General features: G+C 33.5%; 17 protein-coding genes. 5 read left to right on the top strand and 12 right to left on the bottom strand.

All coding sequences use genetic code 11. From position 1 onward, the window contains the following. Positions 1 to 10: 10 nt before the first annotated feature. The 8 genes from V7S79_RS11190 to V7S79_RS11155 all read right to left on the bottom strand — a co-directional run bounded on the left by V7S79_RS11190 (position 11) and on the right by V7S79_RS11155 (position 9,142). A complete protein-coding gene (locus V7S79_RS11190; RefSeq protein ID WP_459490676.1) occupies positions 11 to 574 on the bottom strand; it encodes an LbetaH domain-containing protein in 564 nt (187 codons plus the stop codon). 98 nt (positions 575 to 672) lie between these two features. Continuing rightward, positions 673 to 1,755, bottom strand: coding sequence for a glycosyltransferase (locus V7S79_RS11185; RefSeq protein WP_459490675.1), 1,083 nt, complete (start codon positions 1,753 to 1,755; stop codon positions 673 to 675). 31 nt (positions 1,756 to 1,786) lie between these two features. After that, complete coding sequence (gene wecB, locus V7S79_RS11180; protein WP_459490674.1) at positions 1,787 to 2,953, bottom strand: non-hydrolyzing UDP-N-acetylglucosamine 2-epimerase; 1,167 nt, start codon at positions 2,951 to 2,953, stop codon at positions 1,787 to 1,789. 56 nt (positions 2,954 to 3,009) lie between these two features. Beyond that, positions 3,010 to 4,506 (bottom strand): MATE family efflux transporter, encoded by a 1,497-nt coding sequence (locus tag V7S79_RS11175; RefSeq protein WP_459490673.1) that lies wholly within the window; start codon positions 4,504 to 4,506, stop codon positions 3,010 to 3,012. A gap of 223 nt (positions 4,507 to 4,729) precedes the next feature. Next, the gene (locus tag V7S79_RS11170; RefSeq protein ID WP_459490672.1) at positions 4,730 to 5,980 is read right to left on the bottom strand and encodes a nucleotide sugar dehydrogenase; all 1,251 of its coding nucleotides are present in this window, start codon (positions 5,978 to 5,980) and stop codon (positions 4,730 to 4,732) included. An 11-nt stretch (positions 5,981 to 5,991) separates the two neighbouring features. Beyond that, a complete protein-coding gene (locus V7S79_RS11165; protein WP_459490671.1) occupies positions 5,992 to 6,957 on the bottom strand; it encodes an SDR family oxidoreductase in 966 nt (321 codons plus the stop codon). 196 nt (positions 6,958 to 7,153) lie between these two features. Continuing rightward, positions 7,154 to 7,684, bottom strand: a complete 531-nt coding sequence (locus V7S79_RS11160) for an ArsR family transcriptional regulator (protein WP_459490670.1) — start codon at positions 7,682 to 7,684, stop codon at positions 7,154 to 7,156. 243 nt (positions 7,685 to 7,927) lie between these two features. Beyond that, complete coding sequence (locus tag V7S79_RS11155) at positions 7,928 to 9,142, bottom strand: ATP-binding protein (protein ID WP_459490669.1); 1,215 nt, start codon at positions 9,140 to 9,142, stop codon at positions 7,928 to 7,930. Positions 9,143 to 9,509: 367 nt separating this feature from the next. Between V7S79_RS11155 and V7S79_RS11150 the strand changes: the two genes are divergently transcribed. After that, the gene (locus V7S79_RS11150) at positions 9,510 to 10,046 is read left to right on the top strand and encodes a type IV toxin-antitoxin system AbiEi family antitoxin domain-containing protein (RefSeq protein ID WP_459490668.1); all 537 of its coding nucleotides are present in this window, start codon (positions 9,510 to 9,512) and stop codon (positions 10,044 to 10,046) included. 150 nt (positions 10,047 to 10,196) lie between these two features. Beyond that, complete coding sequence (locus tag V7S79_RS11145; RefSeq protein WP_459490667.1) at positions 10,197 to 10,394, top strand: hypothetical protein; 198 nt, start codon at positions 10,197 to 10,199, stop codon at positions 10,392 to 10,394. Positions 10,395 to 10,642: 248 nt separating this feature from the next. Here V7S79_RS11145 and V7S79_RS11140 read toward each other — a convergent pair whose 3' ends face one another. From V7S79_RS11140 to V7S79_RS11125, 4 genes are all read right to left on the bottom strand, one after another. Next, complete coding sequence (locus V7S79_RS11140) at positions 10,643 to 11,554, bottom strand: glycosyltransferase family 2 protein (protein WP_459490666.1); 912 nt, start codon at positions 11,552 to 11,554, stop codon at positions 10,643 to 10,645. Next, entirely contained in the window at positions 11,544 to 12,065 is a 522-nt protein-coding gene (locus tag V7S79_RS11135) for a dTDP-4-dehydrorhamnose 3,5-epimerase family protein (protein WP_459490665.1), read from the bottom strand. The genes V7S79_RS11140 and V7S79_RS11135 overlap by 11 nt, the downstream gene beginning before the upstream one ends. A gap of 109 nt (positions 12,066 to 12,174) precedes the next feature. Beyond that, positions 12,175 to 15,111 (bottom strand): non-ribosomal peptide synthetase, encoded by a 2,937-nt coding sequence (locus V7S79_RS11130; protein ID WP_459490664.1) that lies wholly within the window; start codon positions 15,109 to 15,111, stop codon positions 12,175 to 12,177. 10 nt (positions 15,112 to 15,121) lie between these two features. After that, a complete protein-coding gene (locus V7S79_RS11125) occupies positions 15,122 to 16,138 on the bottom strand; it encodes an L-tyrosine/L-tryptophan isonitrile synthase family protein (RefSeq protein ID WP_459490663.1) in 1,017 nt (338 codons plus the stop codon). Between the two features lie 367 nt (positions 16,139 to 16,505). Here V7S79_RS11125 and V7S79_RS11120 point away from each other — a divergent pair, with 367 nt between their 5' ends. The 3 genes from V7S79_RS11120 to V7S79_RS11110 are packed head-to-tail and all read left to right on the top strand — an operon-like array spanning position 16,506 to position 19,617. Continuing rightward, positions 16,506 to 17,660 (top strand): glycosyltransferase family 4 protein, encoded by a 1,155-nt coding sequence (locus tag V7S79_RS11120; protein WP_459490662.1) that lies wholly within the window; start codon positions 16,506 to 16,508, stop codon positions 17,658 to 17,660. Then, positions 17,653 to 18,621, top strand: coding sequence for a glycosyltransferase family 2 protein (locus tag V7S79_RS11115; RefSeq protein ID WP_459490661.1), 969 nt, complete (start codon positions 17,653 to 17,655; stop codon positions 18,619 to 18,621). The genes V7S79_RS11120 and V7S79_RS11115 overlap by 8 nt, the downstream gene beginning before the upstream one ends. Positions 18,622 to 18,624: 3 nt before the next feature. Then, positions 18,625 to 19,617: a UbiA prenyltransferase family protein gene (locus V7S79_RS11110; protein WP_459490660.1), complete on the top strand. Its 993-nt coding sequence runs from the start codon at positions 18,625 to 18,627 to the stop codon at positions 19,615 to 19,617. Positions 19,618 to 19,623 lie beyond the last annotated feature (6 nt).

The following is a 19,623-nucleotide window of genomic DNA, read 5'->3' as shown; positions in this document are numbered from 1 at the left end:
AATATAATATTTAGATTAAAGGCTTAGGGTACAATTCGGCTGGGTTTCCAAATGCTATATGATTATCTGGAATATTTTTTGATACTACAGCATTAGCCCCAATTGTCACATTGTTACCAATTTTTTTACACAAAACATAACAACCCGATGAAAGTTCCACATTATCCCCAATTACAACTTTTCTTAATTTAGTGTTTGATGTCCCTAAATTACTGGCGATAACAACCCCAGGTCTAATGGTAAAGTTCTTTCCAATTTCAGCATCCGAAGAAATTAACATATAACCTAAATGGGGGATGCAAAGACCAGGTCCTACCACATTTGGATAAATGTATATTTGCGTTTTATGCATGATTCTATAAAATCGTATTAATTGGATTCTATACAATAAATTTCCCCAAATGGATGAATGAGTATTTTTAAGATACTCAAGTTTTCGTAAATTTTTAATAAATAACCAAATGTACCATCTTTCACTTGAATAAATCCATTCAATAATAGGCTTTGAAAAAGAACCCAATCTTTTTTTGTCTTCTGATAAATAATAATGATAATCTTGTTTATTTTTAATCATAATTCTAGTTCAAAATCTACCAAATCAAGATGATTCTGTTACATAATCTTGTAAATCCAATTTGCTCTATTCTTATAAAATCTTGACAATAAGTAAAATTAAATACATTCATTCACAAGCGAAAGAATACTTTCTTTGATGTTTACACTGTCAAACATTTTTTTTGCAGCTTCACTATAAACGGCGTAGTTACCATCAATTTGTATTAAAGCTTCTCTAATTTCATTAGGGTTATTCATATCGACACAACAACCCGCACGAGCATTCCCAACAGTATAAAATAGGCCTGGAATGTTATTTGCTAACATTGGAACTCCATATCCAGAATATTCCCAAATTTTGTTAGGTGCGCAGTAAATGCCATTCAAATCTTTATATTCATAAGTAACAATACCAATATGTGCATGACTAGTTATGTTTAGATGGAATGGAGGTGGAATAAATCCTATATGGACAATATTGGGGAACTTACTTTTTAGTTCAATTAAATAATTGTCATTACTAACCCCCATAAGTATCAAAACATAATCCGGTAATTTAGTAACTGCCTCGCACAGAGCGTTAAGATTCCTATACTTATTAATATATCCCTGATAAAGAATTATTTTCTTTTTAATAAACTCCTTTATTTGATCTGGTATTTCAACTGAAGTCTGTGGAAGAGTCGCTGGTTTATTTGGAATTATATTTGGAGTCTGCTTTAACTCTAACCAAAAACGCAACATATGGGCTCTATTATACTCAGGAACAATAACCTTATGTGCGAATTGAGCAATAGATTTTATTTTTGTCAAAACTTCAGTCCTTGTGTCATATAATTCATAAATATTAAAAAAATATTTAACACCTTGTATAGGTTTATCCAAAAAAATAGCTGCTTCAGCAGAAGCAATCCAAACTAAGTCAAAACGACTTTTTTTTATTTTAAAAGGCAAACTATATCTAAAAAAATAAATCCTTCTCAACCGTCTTACAGCCCTAAAAAATAAAGAGTTAGAAACTATAGGCTTATTGTAGGCGATAAATTTAATATTTTTATTTTTATACAATTCTTCAATTACATCTTCATGATCTCTAACTATAAATGTTAACTCATAACTACCTATTAATGAATCAATAATCGCCATCAATGGGGGTAAAGAAGATAAATTTTTATCGTGTATAAAAAGTATTTTTTTCAAAACTTAATTAATATAAAGAATTTTTAAATTATTACTGCTGCAGAAATTTATCATTTACAATCCTTTCACAAGCCATTCCATCTCCATATGGATTTAGAGCACGGCTCATCTTTTCGTAATATTCTGGCTGATCCACAAGCTTAGATACCTCAGAAATTATGGTATTATAATTTGTACCAACAAGTTTTACTGTTCCGGCCTCAAGTGCTTCTGGCCTTTCAGTTGTATCACGCATTACTAATACGGGCTTACCTAAACTTGGAGCCTCTTCTTGTATACCTCCACTGTCAGTAAGTAAAATATAACTTTGTTCCATTAAAAAAATAAAACTTAAGTATTCCAAAGGTTCTATAAAAAACATATTCAATAATGAATTTTCTTTACCAAACACTTCATAAATAGGCTTTCGAACATTGGGATTGAGATGCATGGGATATACAAAATCAATATTTGGATATTTATGCGATAAAAATTTAATTGCCTTACAAATATCAATAAATCCTTCTCCAAAATTTTCTCTACGATGTCCTGTAATAAGTATTAATCGACGATTTTCATCTAATCTTGAAGTATCATACCCTGAAGTTTTAATAATACTTTGAAGGTTAAGTGATAAAACCTTATCTCTGTTTATTCTCTCAATTACTAAATATAATGTATCTATAACTGTATTACCTGTAATCGTTATACTACTTTTATCAACCCCTTCTTCTAATAAATTATTTCGACTCAATTTTGTAGGTGAAAAATGATGTGATGCAATTCGACCTGTTAATTGTCGATTCATCTCTTCAGGCCATGGACTATATATATTGTGTGTTCTTAAACCAGCTTCAATATGGGCAACTGGTATTTTTTGGTAAAATGCAGATAAAGCTGCGGCCATTGAAGTCGAAGTATCTCCGTGTACAAAAACAAAATCTGGTTTACACTCTAGTAATACATCGCGCATTCCCAATATAACTCTTGCTGATATATCATAAAGATCTTGGCCCTGTTTCATTATATTTAAGTCAAAATCAGGAACAATTCCAAAAAGGTTTAAAACACTATCTAGCATCTCTCTGTGTTGACCTGTAACGCAGACAAATGTTTCAAATCGATCAAAATTGTCTTTAAAATTTAATACTAGTGGTGCCATTTTTATTGCTTCAGGGCGAGTACCAAAAACTAGTAATATTTTTTTTTTAACTTTCATTTTTTACTTAAAAATTTCAAATTGATAAGAATTTGAACATATTATGGAAACATATTTTAAATTTTACCATTAAATGGAGAATATTTAGTTACTTTTTCAATAATCACATTGATTTTTTTAATTACAAAAAATTCGACTTTCTTCCGCGTAAATTGATCAATAGCAAAAAAATAAGTGCTTAATAGGATACTAGAACTAGAGGTAAAACAAACAAAGAAAAAGCGAATAAAACTCTTTTCTATGGCGTAAAAAACAGATGCTGTAAGCGCTATTGAAACTAACAAAACTTTTAATATTGGAATTATTGTTTTTCCTATAAATTCATTTTTAGATAGATTTATGTATTTGTTTAAAAAATATAAATCAAAATAAAATTCACCGAATGTCCCAAATATATAAACGATAAAAGGAACATAAGATGGGAGTCCTGCTTTTAACAGAAGATAGGAAATGGGAAAAACCATTAACAAAATAGCCCCTCCTGTGAGATTTATATATTTTGTTTTACCTACCGCATGAATCGCCAAAATAAATGGTCTGTTAATACAATATAACAAACTCTGGAAAAGAATTATACGACAAAATAATACAGTTTTTTCAGGAACAATTTTTAACCATAAATACAATATAGTTTCAAGTTCAAAAAAAATTGGTAAACATATAAAAAAAAGCAGTGTAAAAGCAAACTTAGCATTTTGAAAAACTAAATTTTTTAGTTCTTCAATTTTATTTTCTGCGAACAATTTAACAATTTGTGGAGAAACTGCTGACTGGAAATTATTAACAAATGAATTTGCAGAGGAACTTATTTGGTAAGATATAGCTCTTGCTGCATTAACAGAAGGTCCAAAAAAAACATTCAAAAGAATATTTATTCCTTGATTAGCTCCTGTAAAAGCCATAAATCCAAAAATGTTCCAACCAGAAAAACCTATCATAGATTTTAGTAGCTCTTTATCCCAAACAAAATTGAAACTACATTCTAAGTATTTTTTTTTACAGTATTTCCAATAAATCAACAGAACTATACTACTTACGGTAAAAATTAATAAAGAATATGTAATCAGTTTATCATACTTTGATAATAACAAGAAATAAACCAATAACAATTTCAGACAAACATCTAAAATACTGATATAAGCGTATATTTTAAAATCCTCATGTGCTATGATACAAGAATTATAAGGAACTTGTAAAATAGAAATTATACTTGCAAAAACCGAAAACTGATAAACCCATTGAACAGCATCCTTTCTATCAATAGGTATGTTTAATTTATTATTTAAAAACCATAAACCTACAGTTTCCGCTAAAATCAAGATTGTCAAAGCAATTCCAATATGAATAATTATTGATAATGAAAACACATTTTTTAATTCCTTAAATTCATTTTTACCCAAATGAAACGTAATAAACCTTTGTGTTCCAGAAGCCAATGTGCCGTTAAAAAATGCAAACATAATGACTACACCCCCAACTACATTGTAAATTCCAAAATCAATAATCCCTAAAGTATTTAAAACAATCCGAGAAGTAAACAATGATACCGCCATAGTAAAAAACATCCTTATGTATAACATAGATGCATTTTTAACTATTCGTTTATGACCTCCATTTTGCATTTAATTATTCTATAATATTATCTTCTATTCCGATGAATTTACTAATAAATGTTTTAATCATAACTTTCAAAGTACAATCAATACCCTTTCCAAAATCAATATTTTACAAAAAGTTAACAATCAAAATCTTAAAAGTATTCTACCATTAATTTTTTCACAAATCACCTTTCAATTTATAAATCAGAGTAGATTCTTTAGTTAAATTATTTATGTTAAAACTTTTAAAAATATCGTGTCCCACACCTGTAACAATCGCATCAAATTTTGAATCCATCAAGTCTGAGGAAAGATTCAAATTATATTCTCTTTTAACTTCATCAGGATTTGCCCATGGATCATAAATAGTTACATTAATTCCGTATTCCTTAAGTGAATTAATCAAATCTACAATTTTTGTATTTCGGATATCAGGACAATTTTCTTTGAAAGTTATTCCTAACATCAACAGATTTGCACCCTTAATAGAAATACCTTTTTTAATCATCAATTTAATAATTTGAGCAGCTACATATTCAGCCATGCTATCATTAATCCTTCTTCCTGCCAAAATTATTTCAGGATGATAACCTAATTCTTGTGCTTTTTGCGCTAAATAATAAGGATCCACTCCTATGCAATGGCCTCCTACTAAACCTGGTTTAAAGGGTAAGAAATTCCATTTTGTACCTGCCGCAGCCAATACATCATGGGTATTAATTTCCATTAAATTAAATATTTTTGCCAATTCATTCACAAATGCAATGTTGATATCTCTCTGTGCATTTTCTATTACTTTGGCAGCCTCCGCTACTTTAATAGATGGCGCCAAATGTGTTCCTGCTATGATAACACTTTTGTATAATTGATCTATCTTTTCCCCTACTTCTGGCGTAGAGCCAGAGGTTACTTTTAAAATTTTTTCAACCGTATGTTCTTTGTCACCTGGATTTATTCTTTCTGGTGAATACCCCGCAAAAAAATCTTTATTAAAAGTTAAACCTGAAATCTTTTCGAGAACTGGTATGCATTCTTCCTCCGTAGCACCCGGATATACCGTAGATTCATAGATGACGATATCCCCACGTTTCAACACTTTGCCCACGGTTTCACTTGCTTTATATAAGGGTGTTAAATCTGGCCGGTTATGTTTGTCAACGGGAGTGGGTACAGTAATGACAAAAACATTACAATTGGCTAAATCGTCTAGCTGACAGGAATTAAATAATCCATTTTCTGTGGAATTTACAGGTTTAAGAACTTCTAATAATAATTCTTCGCTTACTTCCAACGTGGAATCTTTCCCCTGATTTAATTCTGACACTCTTTTTTGATTGATATCAAAACCAACCACAGGATATTTTGTAGCGAATAATCTTGCCAATGGTAACCCTACATAACCTAATCCAATAATTGCTAATTTATACATCCGTTTTAGATCTATTTAATATTTTGCCAATACCACTGTATCGCCTGTTCGATACCTTCTGCTAATTTATATTTCGGCTGATAACCTAATAGAGATTTTGCTTTTTCTATACTTGCTAAGGAATGAGGTATGTCTCCTTTCCTTTGTGGTCCATGAATAATTTCAACATCCTTGATGGATGAATCAAATGTGGAAAGTGATTTTTTAAGAAGATTCACCAAATCATTCAGGGTTGTTCTGTCACCCACTGCTGTATTAAATACGGTATTCAAAGCAAGCGGATTGCTTGTATTGATAGCCAATTCATTCATCTGAATGACATTGTCTATGTATGTAAAATCCCTGGAATAATTACCGTCTCCATTGATAACAGGACTTTGGTGATTAATTAAAAGCTTGGTAAACAATGGAATAACGGCAGCATAAGCTCCATTGGGATCTTGTCGTCTACCAAATACATTAAAATACCTTAAACCAATTGTTTCTAATCCATAGGTTTTGCTAAAAATATCAGCATATAATTCATTGACATATTTGGTAATCGCATAGGGCGACAAAGGCTTACCAATCTTATCTTCTACTTTTGGGAGACTTTCTGAATCACCATAGGTGGAAGAACTGGCCGCATAAATAAAACGTTTTACTCCTGCATCTTTGGAGGCGACCAACATATTCAAAAAACCAGAAACATTGACATCATTCGAAGTAATGGGATCATTGATAGATCTTGGAACAGACCCCAACGCCGCTTCATGTAAAACATAATCAATTCCTTCAACTGCAGATTTACAATCATCTAGATTTCGAATGTCGCCTTCAATCAATTTGAAATTTGAATTGTCAAAATGTTGACTAATATTATGTCGGTGACCTGTGGCAAAATTATCCAAACAAACAACATTATAGCCTTTGTCTAAAAAATATTCGCACAAATTACTTCCAATAAATCCAGCACCACCGGTAATTAAAATGTTCATTTATTTTGAATTAATATGTTTACTGACAATCTATATTTTATTCCAATCAAAAATTAACTATGTATATATATGGGTTTTATACGCACGACCTTGCGTATCTACACAAAATCATACGCTATACTCTATAAATCACAACATATACACACGACCGTGTGTATCTACATAAAATCATACGTCATACATCTTACATCATACATCATAGCAATTGCATTTTCTTATCCACATCATCCAACATACCCAAAGAATATTCCAATGGAGAAATCAATGCCACACGGATTTTCTTTTGGATGAGGGGTTCTATTTTTTCAACCAATTGATATAAATAACTTTTATCTACATCTCCCACCAAAACCAAATCTACAAAGGAGGTATTTTTGCCCTCAGCCAAATCGCCAGTTAGGTAAACTTGTTCCAAGTTTCCTACTTTTTTCAAAATGTTTTCAATGATTTGATCCAAACCCACAAATTGGAGAATAATGCCCCTCAGTGATTGAAAGAGCGGGTGGGATTGGTTGATGGAATAATTTTTTACTTTGGAATTGTCCGGATCCTCACTGGATTCAATCAATTTTAAGTCGGACAATTTATTTAACTCTAATCGTACCGTATTGGAACTCACGCCTAAATCTCGCTCCAAGCCTCGCAAATAAACTTTGCTGGCAGGATTCAACAACAACTTGGTTAAGAGTTGTACGCGTATTTTACCGGTGAAGAGTTGTTCTAACATTTGGAGAGAGAGGAGAGAAAAGAGAAGAGAGAAAAGTGAAAAGAGAAAACTCTTTTACCTATTACCTATTACCTCTTACCTTTCCACGGCTTCGCCACTCTGACTCACAATAATAGTGAAGCAAAGTGATACAATATTGAGTAGTAAAGATAAATATTTTCACAGAATAATTGTGCTTAGTGGGGATATTTTTTGAGTGAAAATAGGTGAAATGATGTATGATGTAAGTTATAAGTTTTTCTATTAATAGTCTTCCGATAATAAAAAATTATGTATCTGAAAATGCTTTACGCCTTGTATATCCTCTTTCCAAAAATCATCCATGGTAACCACATATTTTGGGTATTGATCCAAAATGGACAACAAAGGATTAAATTCTCGGTTCACTGTTGCTTCACTATCGAGCTTATAAGCCACTTGAATATAGATACGCTTTCCTAGTTTTTCGGCAATAAAATCAATTTCTCTTGTGTCTAACTTTCCGATGTAAACCTGATAATTTCTTCTTTTGAGTTCTAAAAACACCATGTTTTCTAGAATGCCAGATATCTGTCGATCTCTGTACCCCATCGTCGCATACAAGAGGGACACGTCACTTACAAAAAACTTCTCTTGCGTTTTGAGAATTCCCTTGCCCTTGATGTCAAAACGAGATACACGATATAAAATAAACGCACCTTCCAATGCCGACAAATAATTGTATATGGTATTAACATCCGTTTTTCGGGATTGACTTTTAAAATAGTCTGCTATGTTTTTTCCTGAAAATGTATTACCTATATTATCAAAAGCATAACGTAAAACACGCTCCAACAATTCAATATCCCTAATCTTGTAGCGTTGTATGGTATCGCGTAAAAGTACAGATGAATAAATGTCTCTAATTACTTTGTAGCAGGCATCTTCATCATAATTGGATATATGAACCACCGGAAATCCACCTTTACGCAGATAGCTTACGAATTGGTCTTTTGTCGGTAATATAGGTTTTTGAAGGACAGAATTAAAATCTAAATACTCCTTAAAAGACAAGGTATAAATGGGAATTTCGATATATCTCCCTGCTAAATAAGTTGCCAATTCTGAAGATAATAAATGTGAATTAGAACCTGTCAGGTAAACATCTACATTATAGTCCACTAATAAAGAATTGACCACTTTTTCCCACTCATGCACTTCTTGAATTTCGTCTAACAAAACATAAAACTTTTGTTCTTTATTAATTATCGACGCTAAATGCGTATATAATGATTTCGCGTTTTTCAAGTGTTCGGTCGTAAAACTCTCAAAATTAATAGTTACGATAGTCGATTCCGGAATACTTTTTTGTAATAAGACTTCTTTTAATAGTAATAATACCGTGGATTTACCAGACCTACGTATACCTGTTAAAATTTTAACGAACGGTTGGTCTATCCACTGTTGTAATTCATTCAAATAGGAGGGTCGTAAAATCATTTTTTATGCTTTAAAGCACAAATATATTAATATTTATAAAGTTTTTATGCATATATTCATAAAAAATAATAGCACCTTCCATTGTTCTCTCAGAACAGAGCTAAGAGGTAAGAGGTAAGAGGTAAGAGGTAAGAGGTAGTTTTTCTCTTTTCTCTTTTCTCTTTTCCCCATTCTTAATTTTCGTTGGCCGTGCGGACTTGTTTACATTGTTAAAAAATATTTATTAATTCGGATATTTTCCGAATTAATGTATTATATTTGACAAATGGATTATAGGATGGATTTGTCAAAGTATAGCGATCAGCCCATTAGCACCCAAGTACTTCTTGGATTGCTAAAGGGGTATAGTAGACCGTATGACAAGATCATGGAAATGGTCAATCAGGGAATTCTTGTTCAACTGAGAAGAGGGTTATATATGACATCTCCTTTGGTAAGTCCAATAACACCTGAGCCATTTTTAATCGCGAATCATCTTTACGGACCTAGTTATGTATCGCTTGATTCTGTCCTGTTTCATTGGGGATTGATACCCGAACGAGTTTTTGAGATTTCAAGTGTGACGCCTAAAATATCAAAAAAAATGATGGCTCAAAATGTAGTCTATAGTTATACGCATTTACCAATAGACTATTATCAACTGGGCATTCAATCGTTATCCTTGACTGAAAGACAGACGGTATTAATTGCTAGTCCAGAAAAAGCGCTATGCGATAAAGTGATTACGACGGCTGGCATCAATCTTCGAAGTAAACAACAAACTTTGGCGTTTTTGGTTGAGGATTTGCGTATAGAAATTGATCCACTTCGCGAGTTGAACACAATAGAGATGAAAAACTGGTTGCCAGTATGTCCAAAGAGGAAGAGCATTCAACTTTTAATTGAAACAATATCAGCACTATGATCAAGCAATGGATTGAATCGGTTTTCTGAAGATTTAGATTTTTCCCTATTAGAAAAAAAATCAAGCATTTAAGTTAGCTCTATTTTTGGAAGGAGTAAAAATGGAATTTGCTTCGATGGGAATGCAGGTGACTTTTAACAAGAAAATAGAGTGAAGGGCAGAGATTGGCCAGAAACGTCAATCACCAAAAATCAATTATTGGAATTGCTACACGCCAATATCAATTCTACCAAGATTGAAAATGTGAAAGAAGATGTAATTAGGTTTGTCCAAAATCCAAATGAGTTAGATATTTGGTCTAGAGACTATTTCAATTTGCTCGTAGAAAATCTTAAAGTTGATAAATAGGTTTGTGCTGATTGTCAACAGATACCTCTGGCACGCTTTAAACATTAGCTAGCTGACAATCAACAGAAAATACCCTATAATTTTGTGGTCCATGATGAGCACGTTGGCTGAGCGGAGCCGAAGCCAAAAGCGGTATTAATGTATGATGTAGATACGCACTGCCGTTCATATTATAATAATTAAAAGTAGAAAATCGTTGTGTCGTTGTGTTAAAATTTCAATTATTATAACACAAAAGTATCCAACAGTTAGTTTTCTAAACCTCTCAATTTCCTGAATTTTCTTCTGGTTCTTTGGAACAAATAGACAAACAATTGGTTCAAAGGCCAGATATTACGTGATCTGTACTTCAATGGAGTAAAAATATTGGCCATCAAATTCCTTAGGTTTGATGATACAGATTTCCACTCGAAAAAGGTCATAGAAAACTTAACAGCCAAATCCAACAAAATTTCCTCCTTTAGGCCACTCGGATCCTTTGCCATTCTTTCGAAATAAAGGGGCTGAGGAAATTTGTCTTTTCTGGAATACAAACTCCAATCATGGGATACAAATTTCAACACCATTATCTTGTTACAAAATTGAATATTTTTATCCGCAAAAGCTACTCTATTCAAATAGTCCTGATCCACTCCTACTGAGATCGATTCAGGCAAATTCCAAAATCCACATTCCTCTATCAAGCTTTTTTTGTGTAACCAAGAGGAAGGAGGAACATGGCAATTGGTATAGTTTCTTCCATTGGAAGGCGGGCCAACAACCTGATATGCTCCAAGAGGATTAATTAAGGCGGCTAGGCTATGCACTAAATCAGCATCTGTCTCCTCCAAAAAACGTACCAAACTACCCAAATGATTGGGAAACCACAAATCATCATGACCAAGATAGGCAATGTATTTCCCTCGACTTCTTTTTAATCCTTCGTTGTTAGGACCCGTTTGAGAGCCTGAATTCTTAGGCAAATTGAACCAATGCAACCGATCATCTTTCAATTCATCGACAAAACTGCCATAATCCTCAGGACAATGATCTCCAATTACCAAAACCTCAAAGTCTTTAAAATCTTGATTTAATACGCTTTGTATAGCAAAACGCAAGGTAAAAGGGGAATTATATGTTGCAATAATGACGGTTACAAGTGGAGATTTATTATCCATCATTCGAAAAATCAAAAGGAATTAAGTCATTTTTTAGTGGAAGTCTATACTTATCTGGAGATTCTCTATTGTAAGGCTTCGTCGGGAAATTGATGAATTGAGCCTCCTCTGTACCGATGTTTTTTACCGCATGATAGACTCCCATTGGAATCACAATTACTGCTCTATTCCGATCAGAAACCGTAATTTTCATAAAATTTTTATACGTTGGGGAGTCCTCTCTGTTGTCAAAAAATGCCCATAATTGAACACCCCGGTTAACAAAAATCCGGTCGTACTGTAATTTATGAAGCACCCAACCTTTAACTACTTGGGGTCTGATCGTTGCTGCATAGGCGTAGACCATTGGTTCATCATTAATATTCCAACTTGGCCTATAAGCTTCTACAACTTCTCCACGTTCATCTTCAATGGGCGGAGTGCGGTGAATGATGAGCCCTTCTATGTCATCTTGCAATATTTTTCCGTCTAGCGAGATGAGTTGTTTGTCTTTGACTCCAATGGAGTGTTTCATATTTTGAGAATAAATTTAATTGTCGAACTTCTCTAAAATTAGGCAATAAAAAAGAACTTTCATCAAAAAAGAAGATTCAATTGTCTATTATTTTGATCAAAAGATAGTGCTATTGCTTAGGTATATTTAACAGCATTCGTTTAAATCTTGACCAAAATGCAGCTAGCAAAGCTAAAAATACATCGTAGGCCATAATAAACAACCTTTTTTGATGAGATGTAAAGGTTACATACTCTTTTGGTTTTTTACCCAAGGAAGCTTCAATTGAAATTATACTCATAGGATAAAAAGGTGGTATTTTATCTGATAATAGCAGATCCAATTCACGTTGAATACGACGAAAAAGGTACTGTACGGTTACATAATTACCCCATTTATCCATTGAGTTTCTAATCAACTGTTTTGACATTTTATCTTCATGGTTAAAGTGGAGGAAAATGACCAAAGTTATCAGTTGGTTCAGGCTTGCTTTTTCGGGATGTTTAATGAATTCATTTGTGACCAATTTTAGCAGCGTTGGGTCTCCATTGATAGCGTTATGAATTTGGACACCAAAACTGGTAGGTGGCGGGAGTGAAGGTTTCCAAGGATTGGAACTTGGCTTTTGATTTAAGAAATTTGTAACTGCATCTGATGCAAGTGCTAGTATATTCCATCGAGCCATTTCAAGGTGATCAACCGTTGGTAAATGAACAATTGATTGAATGTTATCACTCGATTCCCACTCATTTGTACTTCCAACTCCAAACCAAACATCTGATAAAGGTTCTCTTTGTATATGAAGTGTTGGTGGTGCTTGCTCTGTGGAAACTAGTTCCAATGCCTTTTTGAGTTGATTGTTTCGATAAGGTTTTAAACGATGCAGTGGAATTGCATCAACCATCACTACAAATATGGGAAATTGGACTATTCTTGCCAATAGTCGACTAATTAACCATGCCAAACCGCCGCCGAATGAATACCCAAAAATAATTCGAGGCAAAGGAATCTCTCCTTTCTGAATACCCTCCACCAGTTCATTGGCCACCCTCCACCATCTTTTATTTTGAGACAAAGATCCTTTATTCACTATAAAATCAGCAACCCATATATCATAGTCATCGAAAAGTCCTGCTTGTCTAAATGGAAAAGCATGTGTACTACCCCAATAACCAGGAATACCGAGAGCAATACCTTTAGAAGGTTTTAAACTTGGCAAAAGAAGCCTTACTTGCAATGACTCCCTTATTTTAGGATCAATGGATAATCTCTGAATCCCCAGAAGTTCAGCGAGATTCCCTAAAGTACTTTTAGCTCTAAATTCTTCAATGTCCAGTTTTTTTTCAAAAATTCGTTCTACTTCAACAACTAGGATCATAAAACTAAGGGAATCGCCTCCCAGGGCTAGAAAATCGGCATTCTGTTTGTGCGCACCATTCCACAATATAGAATCCCAAAGTTGGATTAGACGACGATAATTATCTTGATGACCAGTATCAGAATATGTTTCATTATCGAATTGGGGGATCTTGGCCTTAAGTGCAATGTAATCAACTTTGCCACCAGGCATTAAAGGAATTTCTGATAGGCAAATAATACTTCGCGGAATCATAAAATCTGGTAAAATCCCTGAAAGTGCAAGAAGCACATTTTCTGATGTTTGGACAGAATCAGTAGTAATGAATCCAAAAAGCATTATATCTTCTCTGATTTGGCTATCAACAACCACTGCCCCTGTTACTCCAGGCAGATTTCGTAATTGATTTTCTACTTCAGTTAGAAATACGCGATTCCCTCGAACCTTAACCATTCTTTCAGAACGACCCAGGTGAATAAGATTTCCATCAGGCAAACTTCGAACAATATCTCCCGTTGAATAGATTCGCTCTTCCTTGAAATCTTCTGAAAAAAGAAACCGTTCGCCGTTAATAATACCATCTTGCAAATCTCCTAAAGCATGAAATTTAGAACGGATTAACAGTTCTCCAGTGGTATCATCACCTATATCCTCCAATGTCCGAATTGAATACGAACTGAGTGGATAAATTTTCCCAATAGGAACCGTTGATTCCGTAAAATTGATTTTTTCAATAGCACTACTCCAAATGAAAAGTGCACTTTCGGTACTTCCGTAGATATTCTGAATGAGACACTCGGGCTTTAAAACGGAATGAGCAAGCCTAATATCATTCATTAGAAGGGGCTCTCCAGAAAATCGAACAGCATCTAATAGCCGTAATGTTTCCTTCGCTTGCGGCAATGCTGCAAACTTGCGAAACATAGATGGAGTAAACCTTACATGCCTTGCACCAAGTTGATTAATTGCTTGAAGTATTACTGAAAAACCTCTAGCTTTTACATCTTCAAGACAAATAGTGCCTCCTGAAAGTAGAAACACTAATGCATGGTGAAGAAATCCATAATTACCATGTGACCCCGCTATCAATACTTTTGCTGAATCAGGAACCTTCATGAGCTGGATAGATCCGTGAACTTTAACGAGTATTGTTACAGCAGAATAAGTAACTAGCTTGGGTTTTCCTGTTGAACCAGAGGTTGGAAAAATCATCGTTGGTTCAGTCGGACGAAGGCCTGCATCAAGCTTTAATATGCCTTTTCGGCCATCTGAAATCAATATTTTTACATGAGATAAATTCAGTAAAATCAGAGACGTTTTATGGTCCATTAAAACTAATGAACAATTCGCATGCTCAATTATTTCCCTTAGACGTTTGGGAGGATGGTCCGGTTCCAATAAAAGAAAGGGTCTTCCAGAAAGCGCGCAGGCAAACCAAGCTGCGATTGAATCAAAACCAATGGATTGAACAAGCGCAACAGGACCGTAACCATCAGCAAACGCATTAATTTCATCAGCAAGTCCAGCAACTCGGTTAACTAAATCAGTAAAGCTATACGATTGCTCATCGCAAAGCAATGCAACTCTGTTTGGAAATAATTCAGCAATTTTTGCAAGAGAATTTGGTAGCGATTCAACTATTTTTTCTCTGTTGGGAATTGAAAAATCAGATTGATACCAAACTTGTTTCTTACTAATTGTTTTGTCCACTTGATTTTAGCTATTTACTTTTTAGTATCCAAGGCAAACTGTATGGCGCCCATTTGACACCCATTTGTTTTACATTTTCTGATGTAATAAGTTTGGGCTTCAGAGTGTTATTCAAATATTGAAAGCCAAAGCTACCATTCTGAATTCGAATTGCGCCACCTGGAAATGCTCGAAAAGAGAGCATATCTGAGTGAGCAACTTGTCTTAACATTATTGCGTCACTTTCTGTAGCAATTGAGGTAATTAATTGACTCCAAGCTGACTCTGCTAATTGATATAGTCCTGCTCTATATATGGCTTCCTCTTTACTACATCTATGGCCTAAAAAACGCTCAACAATACCATGTTCTTTTTCAGTTAAAATTAAACTCCTAAGTTCTGAATCAAAGCATTGATGAGGTTCAAAACCCTCAAGCTCGGACTGCAATAGTACTTGTATTTGACTAGATGCCCTTAAGAAATCAATCATATTTCTTAGTTGGTATGCATAATTTTCAGTTGCTTCAAGAGGGATTTCATTTACCCAATGTGCTACTCCATTGTTTACGACAATAACAAAATGAATGCCTGGAGAATAAATAGACTTTATTTTCTCATATAATTTCGAAATTTGATACAGGAGCATCATTTCCGTTTGATCGGGTTCAAAAATAAGCGAAAGCTGATTGGGGAAAGACGATGCTCGGTAACCTCCATTATATAAAAGAAAAATTTTGATCGGAACCCCTTTGACTATTTGTCTAACAAGATTTTGTTTCAAAATAGGTAGAACTTGGATTAGATTTTTTTTAGATTGAAAAGTAAACATACGATGGGTTAGTATCGTAACTATTTCATCTGCAAGTAAAAAAGGAGAAGTAAAAGTCGTTTTATTATTTAATAAAGAGGGCCGCGACCAAACCCTTTGCGCTAATTCAATTCGTGTATTTATCCAATCTGATACCCACTCCACAGCCTCATCATCTGCTTTTCTATAACTTTCTTGATTTGAGTTATTTGTGAGGGGCAAAATTAAATTATCCTTCATAAGGATCAAGATACAAATATTCTAAAATTCGACAAACTTATTTTTCAAGATTTAAAATGTTCATTCCCAACAAATGCGCATTGATTAGAAATAAAAATCACGAATCAAGGTTAGCAAGTTTTAAAACGAAAAAAATGTCCTAAAACCTTATAAATTAGTTGCTTATCTGCATCACTAATTGTTAAACAAATACATACTTAGGCAACTCATATTTAAAGAGAAAACACTATTTTTACACAAATAAACTTTCTGCAACCATAAAATCATCACTTTTTTGAATACAAAAAGCCCCCATAACGGACTTATTACTTCTATCAGACATTATGATTCATTAACAAATCATCTTTTGAAGCCTTTCTAATTCGAGATGAAACATCAAAATAATTCGCATATAGCTATTGTATCTACCTGTTTAGATGATTGGGGTGGTAGTGAGGAATTATGGGCATTGAGTATACCCTATTTGCAAAAAGAAGGATTTTCGATATCTGTTTTAAAAGAACGTATCAATTTTACGCACAAAAGAATCGTTCAATTAAAAAGATCCAATGTGGTATTTTATGCGCTGAAAAAAAACTATCATCGAATTTTAATGGGCTTCCTCAATTCTTTTCATAAACTAATAAAACCAAATTACATAGCCCATTTAGATTCTTTTGAAAAATTCATTCAAAAACAAAAGCCAGAATTAGTAATTATTTCGCAAGCCATCAATTTTGATGGTTTACCTTATGGCAACATTTGCTTAAAAAATCAGATTGCCTATGTCATTATTTCCCAAAAAGCGGTTGAATTTTACTGGCCTCACCCCAATGAACGCGAATACATGATAAATGTATTTAAAATGGCAAAAAAATGTTTTTTTGTATCTGAGAAAAATAAAATTTTAACAGAAGAACAGTTTGGTTTCCGTTTTAATAATTCAGAAACAATTACCAATCCAAATAAACTAAGTACGAATTCAATTCCCTATCCAAGCACTGAATTTGGTTTTAAAATAGCTTTAATTGGCCGATTGTTTATCATTGACAAAGGTCAAGATATCCTTTTTAGAATTTTGGCAAAAGAAAAATGGAAAAAAAGAGATCTACATTTGTCGCTCATAGGTTCAGGCCCTGATAAGGAAGGACTTCAAGCATTGGCCCAATTATTAGCTTTAAAAAATATAACGTTTTTAGGCTTTCAAGAAGATATTAAACAAATTTGGTCAGATCATCATGCTTTAGTATTGCCTTCACGAAGCGAAGGTATGCCATTAGTGATTTTAGAAGCGATGGCAGTAGGCAGAACTATTATCGCTACTAGGGCTGGTGGAACAATGGAAATTGTTGAAGATGAAGTGACTGGATTTATCGGTGATGCCACTGAAAGTAGTTTTGAAGAAACATTAGATAGAGCGTGGAAAAAACGACATCAATGGGAATCTATTGGAATGGAAGCCTCTATCTATTTAAAGAAAAAAATAATAATCGATGCAGAAATTACTTTTGCAAAACACATCATTTTATTAATTCATGCATAGCAATCCTTTAATTTCAGTTATTATTCCCACATATAATCGCATCAATGTGGTAGGAAATGCCATAAAAAGTGTACTTAATCAAACCTATTCAAATATAGAACTAATTGTTGTTGATGATGGGTCAACTGATGGGACACAAAAATTAATAGCTACTTTTCCTGAAGTCATTTATATCTCAAAAGCGAATGGAGGCCAAGCATCTGCCCGTAATGTAGGTCTAAAACATGCCAATGGTAAATTTATTGCATCCTTGGATTCGGATGATTTTTGGGAAGAACAGTTTCTGGAAAAAATGATTGCTTCCATCGAAGAACACCAATTAGACTTTGTTTTTGCCAACTGGCAGCAACAACACGATAGAGGAAACTATTTTGAATTTCTTTCAAAATATAAATATCTTCCTTCTCATTTACCTAGAACAGGAAATGTCTGGGTACATTTAGATTCTAATGACTTAAGGCAAATATACCTTGCGGGATGCGCTTCACCTTCTTCTTCTCTATTAATTCGCGCAAAGACTTTAAAGAAAAGAGGATGGAATGAGCAGATGAACATTACTGATGATTGGTGCATGCTTTTAGATATTATCTTCAACGAGCCCACTAGAGCCGCCTACACCACAGAACCTTTATGGATAAAAAATGTATACGGTGACAATATTTACGATGGAAGAAGCAAAGTTCAACTTTTACGATTACTTGTCTTAGATAATTTGAATCTAATAAAAAGAAACAAACCCCTTCTTAGCCCATCAGAAATGAAGGTCTTACAGAAAGAATACATTTTGAATTTAATGAATGTTTCAAAAGAAACTTTCGTAAGGGATAAGGATGTAAAAAAATCACTTTCTTTTATGTTAAGAGCGTTTTCCGATTACCCAAAGTATTCTTTTACCATATTCTGTCAACTAATATGTAAGGTATTACAGAACAAACGTTTACATAAGGCGGATATATCATAATTCATGAAAATTTCTACTCTATTAAGGGCTAATGATTGGTGGGAACCCAAAATGGTTCCATTGCTGATTGTCGGATACATGACAATTATCCATTTAAATGAAAATATAATTAACCACATGGCTTGGCTTTTATTATTAATCTCAGCCATGACTGTTGGTGCTATTTATGTTAGTATTTTGAACGATTATACTGATTTACCCTTCGACTTAGCCAGCAAGAAATCAAATAGACTAGAATCCTTTAGCCCTTTCAAAAGAAAGTTATTATTAACGGTTTCCATATTATTAAGCATAGCCTTTTGTTTCTTTTTTATTGATGACATGCTTTCATTATGTTTTTATTGGTCAGCATATATCGCATTTAGTTTATATTCCATTTCGCCTTTTCGATTTAAAAATAGAGGTATTTTAGGCGTTATAGCAGACGCGAGCGGAGCACATCTACTTACTAGTTTATTCATAGTAACTTCTTTGACACACAAAATGGGAAAAGAATTAGACATTTATTGGTTGTCTATGATAGGATTTTGGGCGTTTTTATATGGACTTCGTGGTATTTTATGTCATCAGTATTTTGACCGAGAAAATGATCTATCCATCAATCAGGCAACCTTTGCAACCGATATTCAGGTATCATCCATTAAACCAGCCGAAAAGGTTATTACACTTTTGGAAATTGGCGTTCTCTTTATTTTGTTATGTACATTAGGTGAATTGCTTCCTTTGATTGCATTAGCGATTTATTTCATCATACTTCTAGGCTACAAAAAACTAAATCAAGAAGTAATTTTTATTCTCATAAATGATAAACCTTGGCATATTTTTTTGAGTGATTATTATCAAATTCTCTTACCATTTTCTCTTATCATTTCTTGTAGCTTTGAAAATCCGACATGTCTCGTTTTAATCATTTTTCATGTTTTATTTTTCCCTCGCAAACTTAAACTATTAGTAAAAAATGTACTTTTAATGATGCGTTTAAAAAGAATTATCTAAGTTTTG

The sequence above is a fragment of the Aquirufa sp. ROCK-SH2 genome, assembly GCF_054558315.1.
This window is presented reverse-complemented; position numbering and strand designations above follow the sequence as displayed.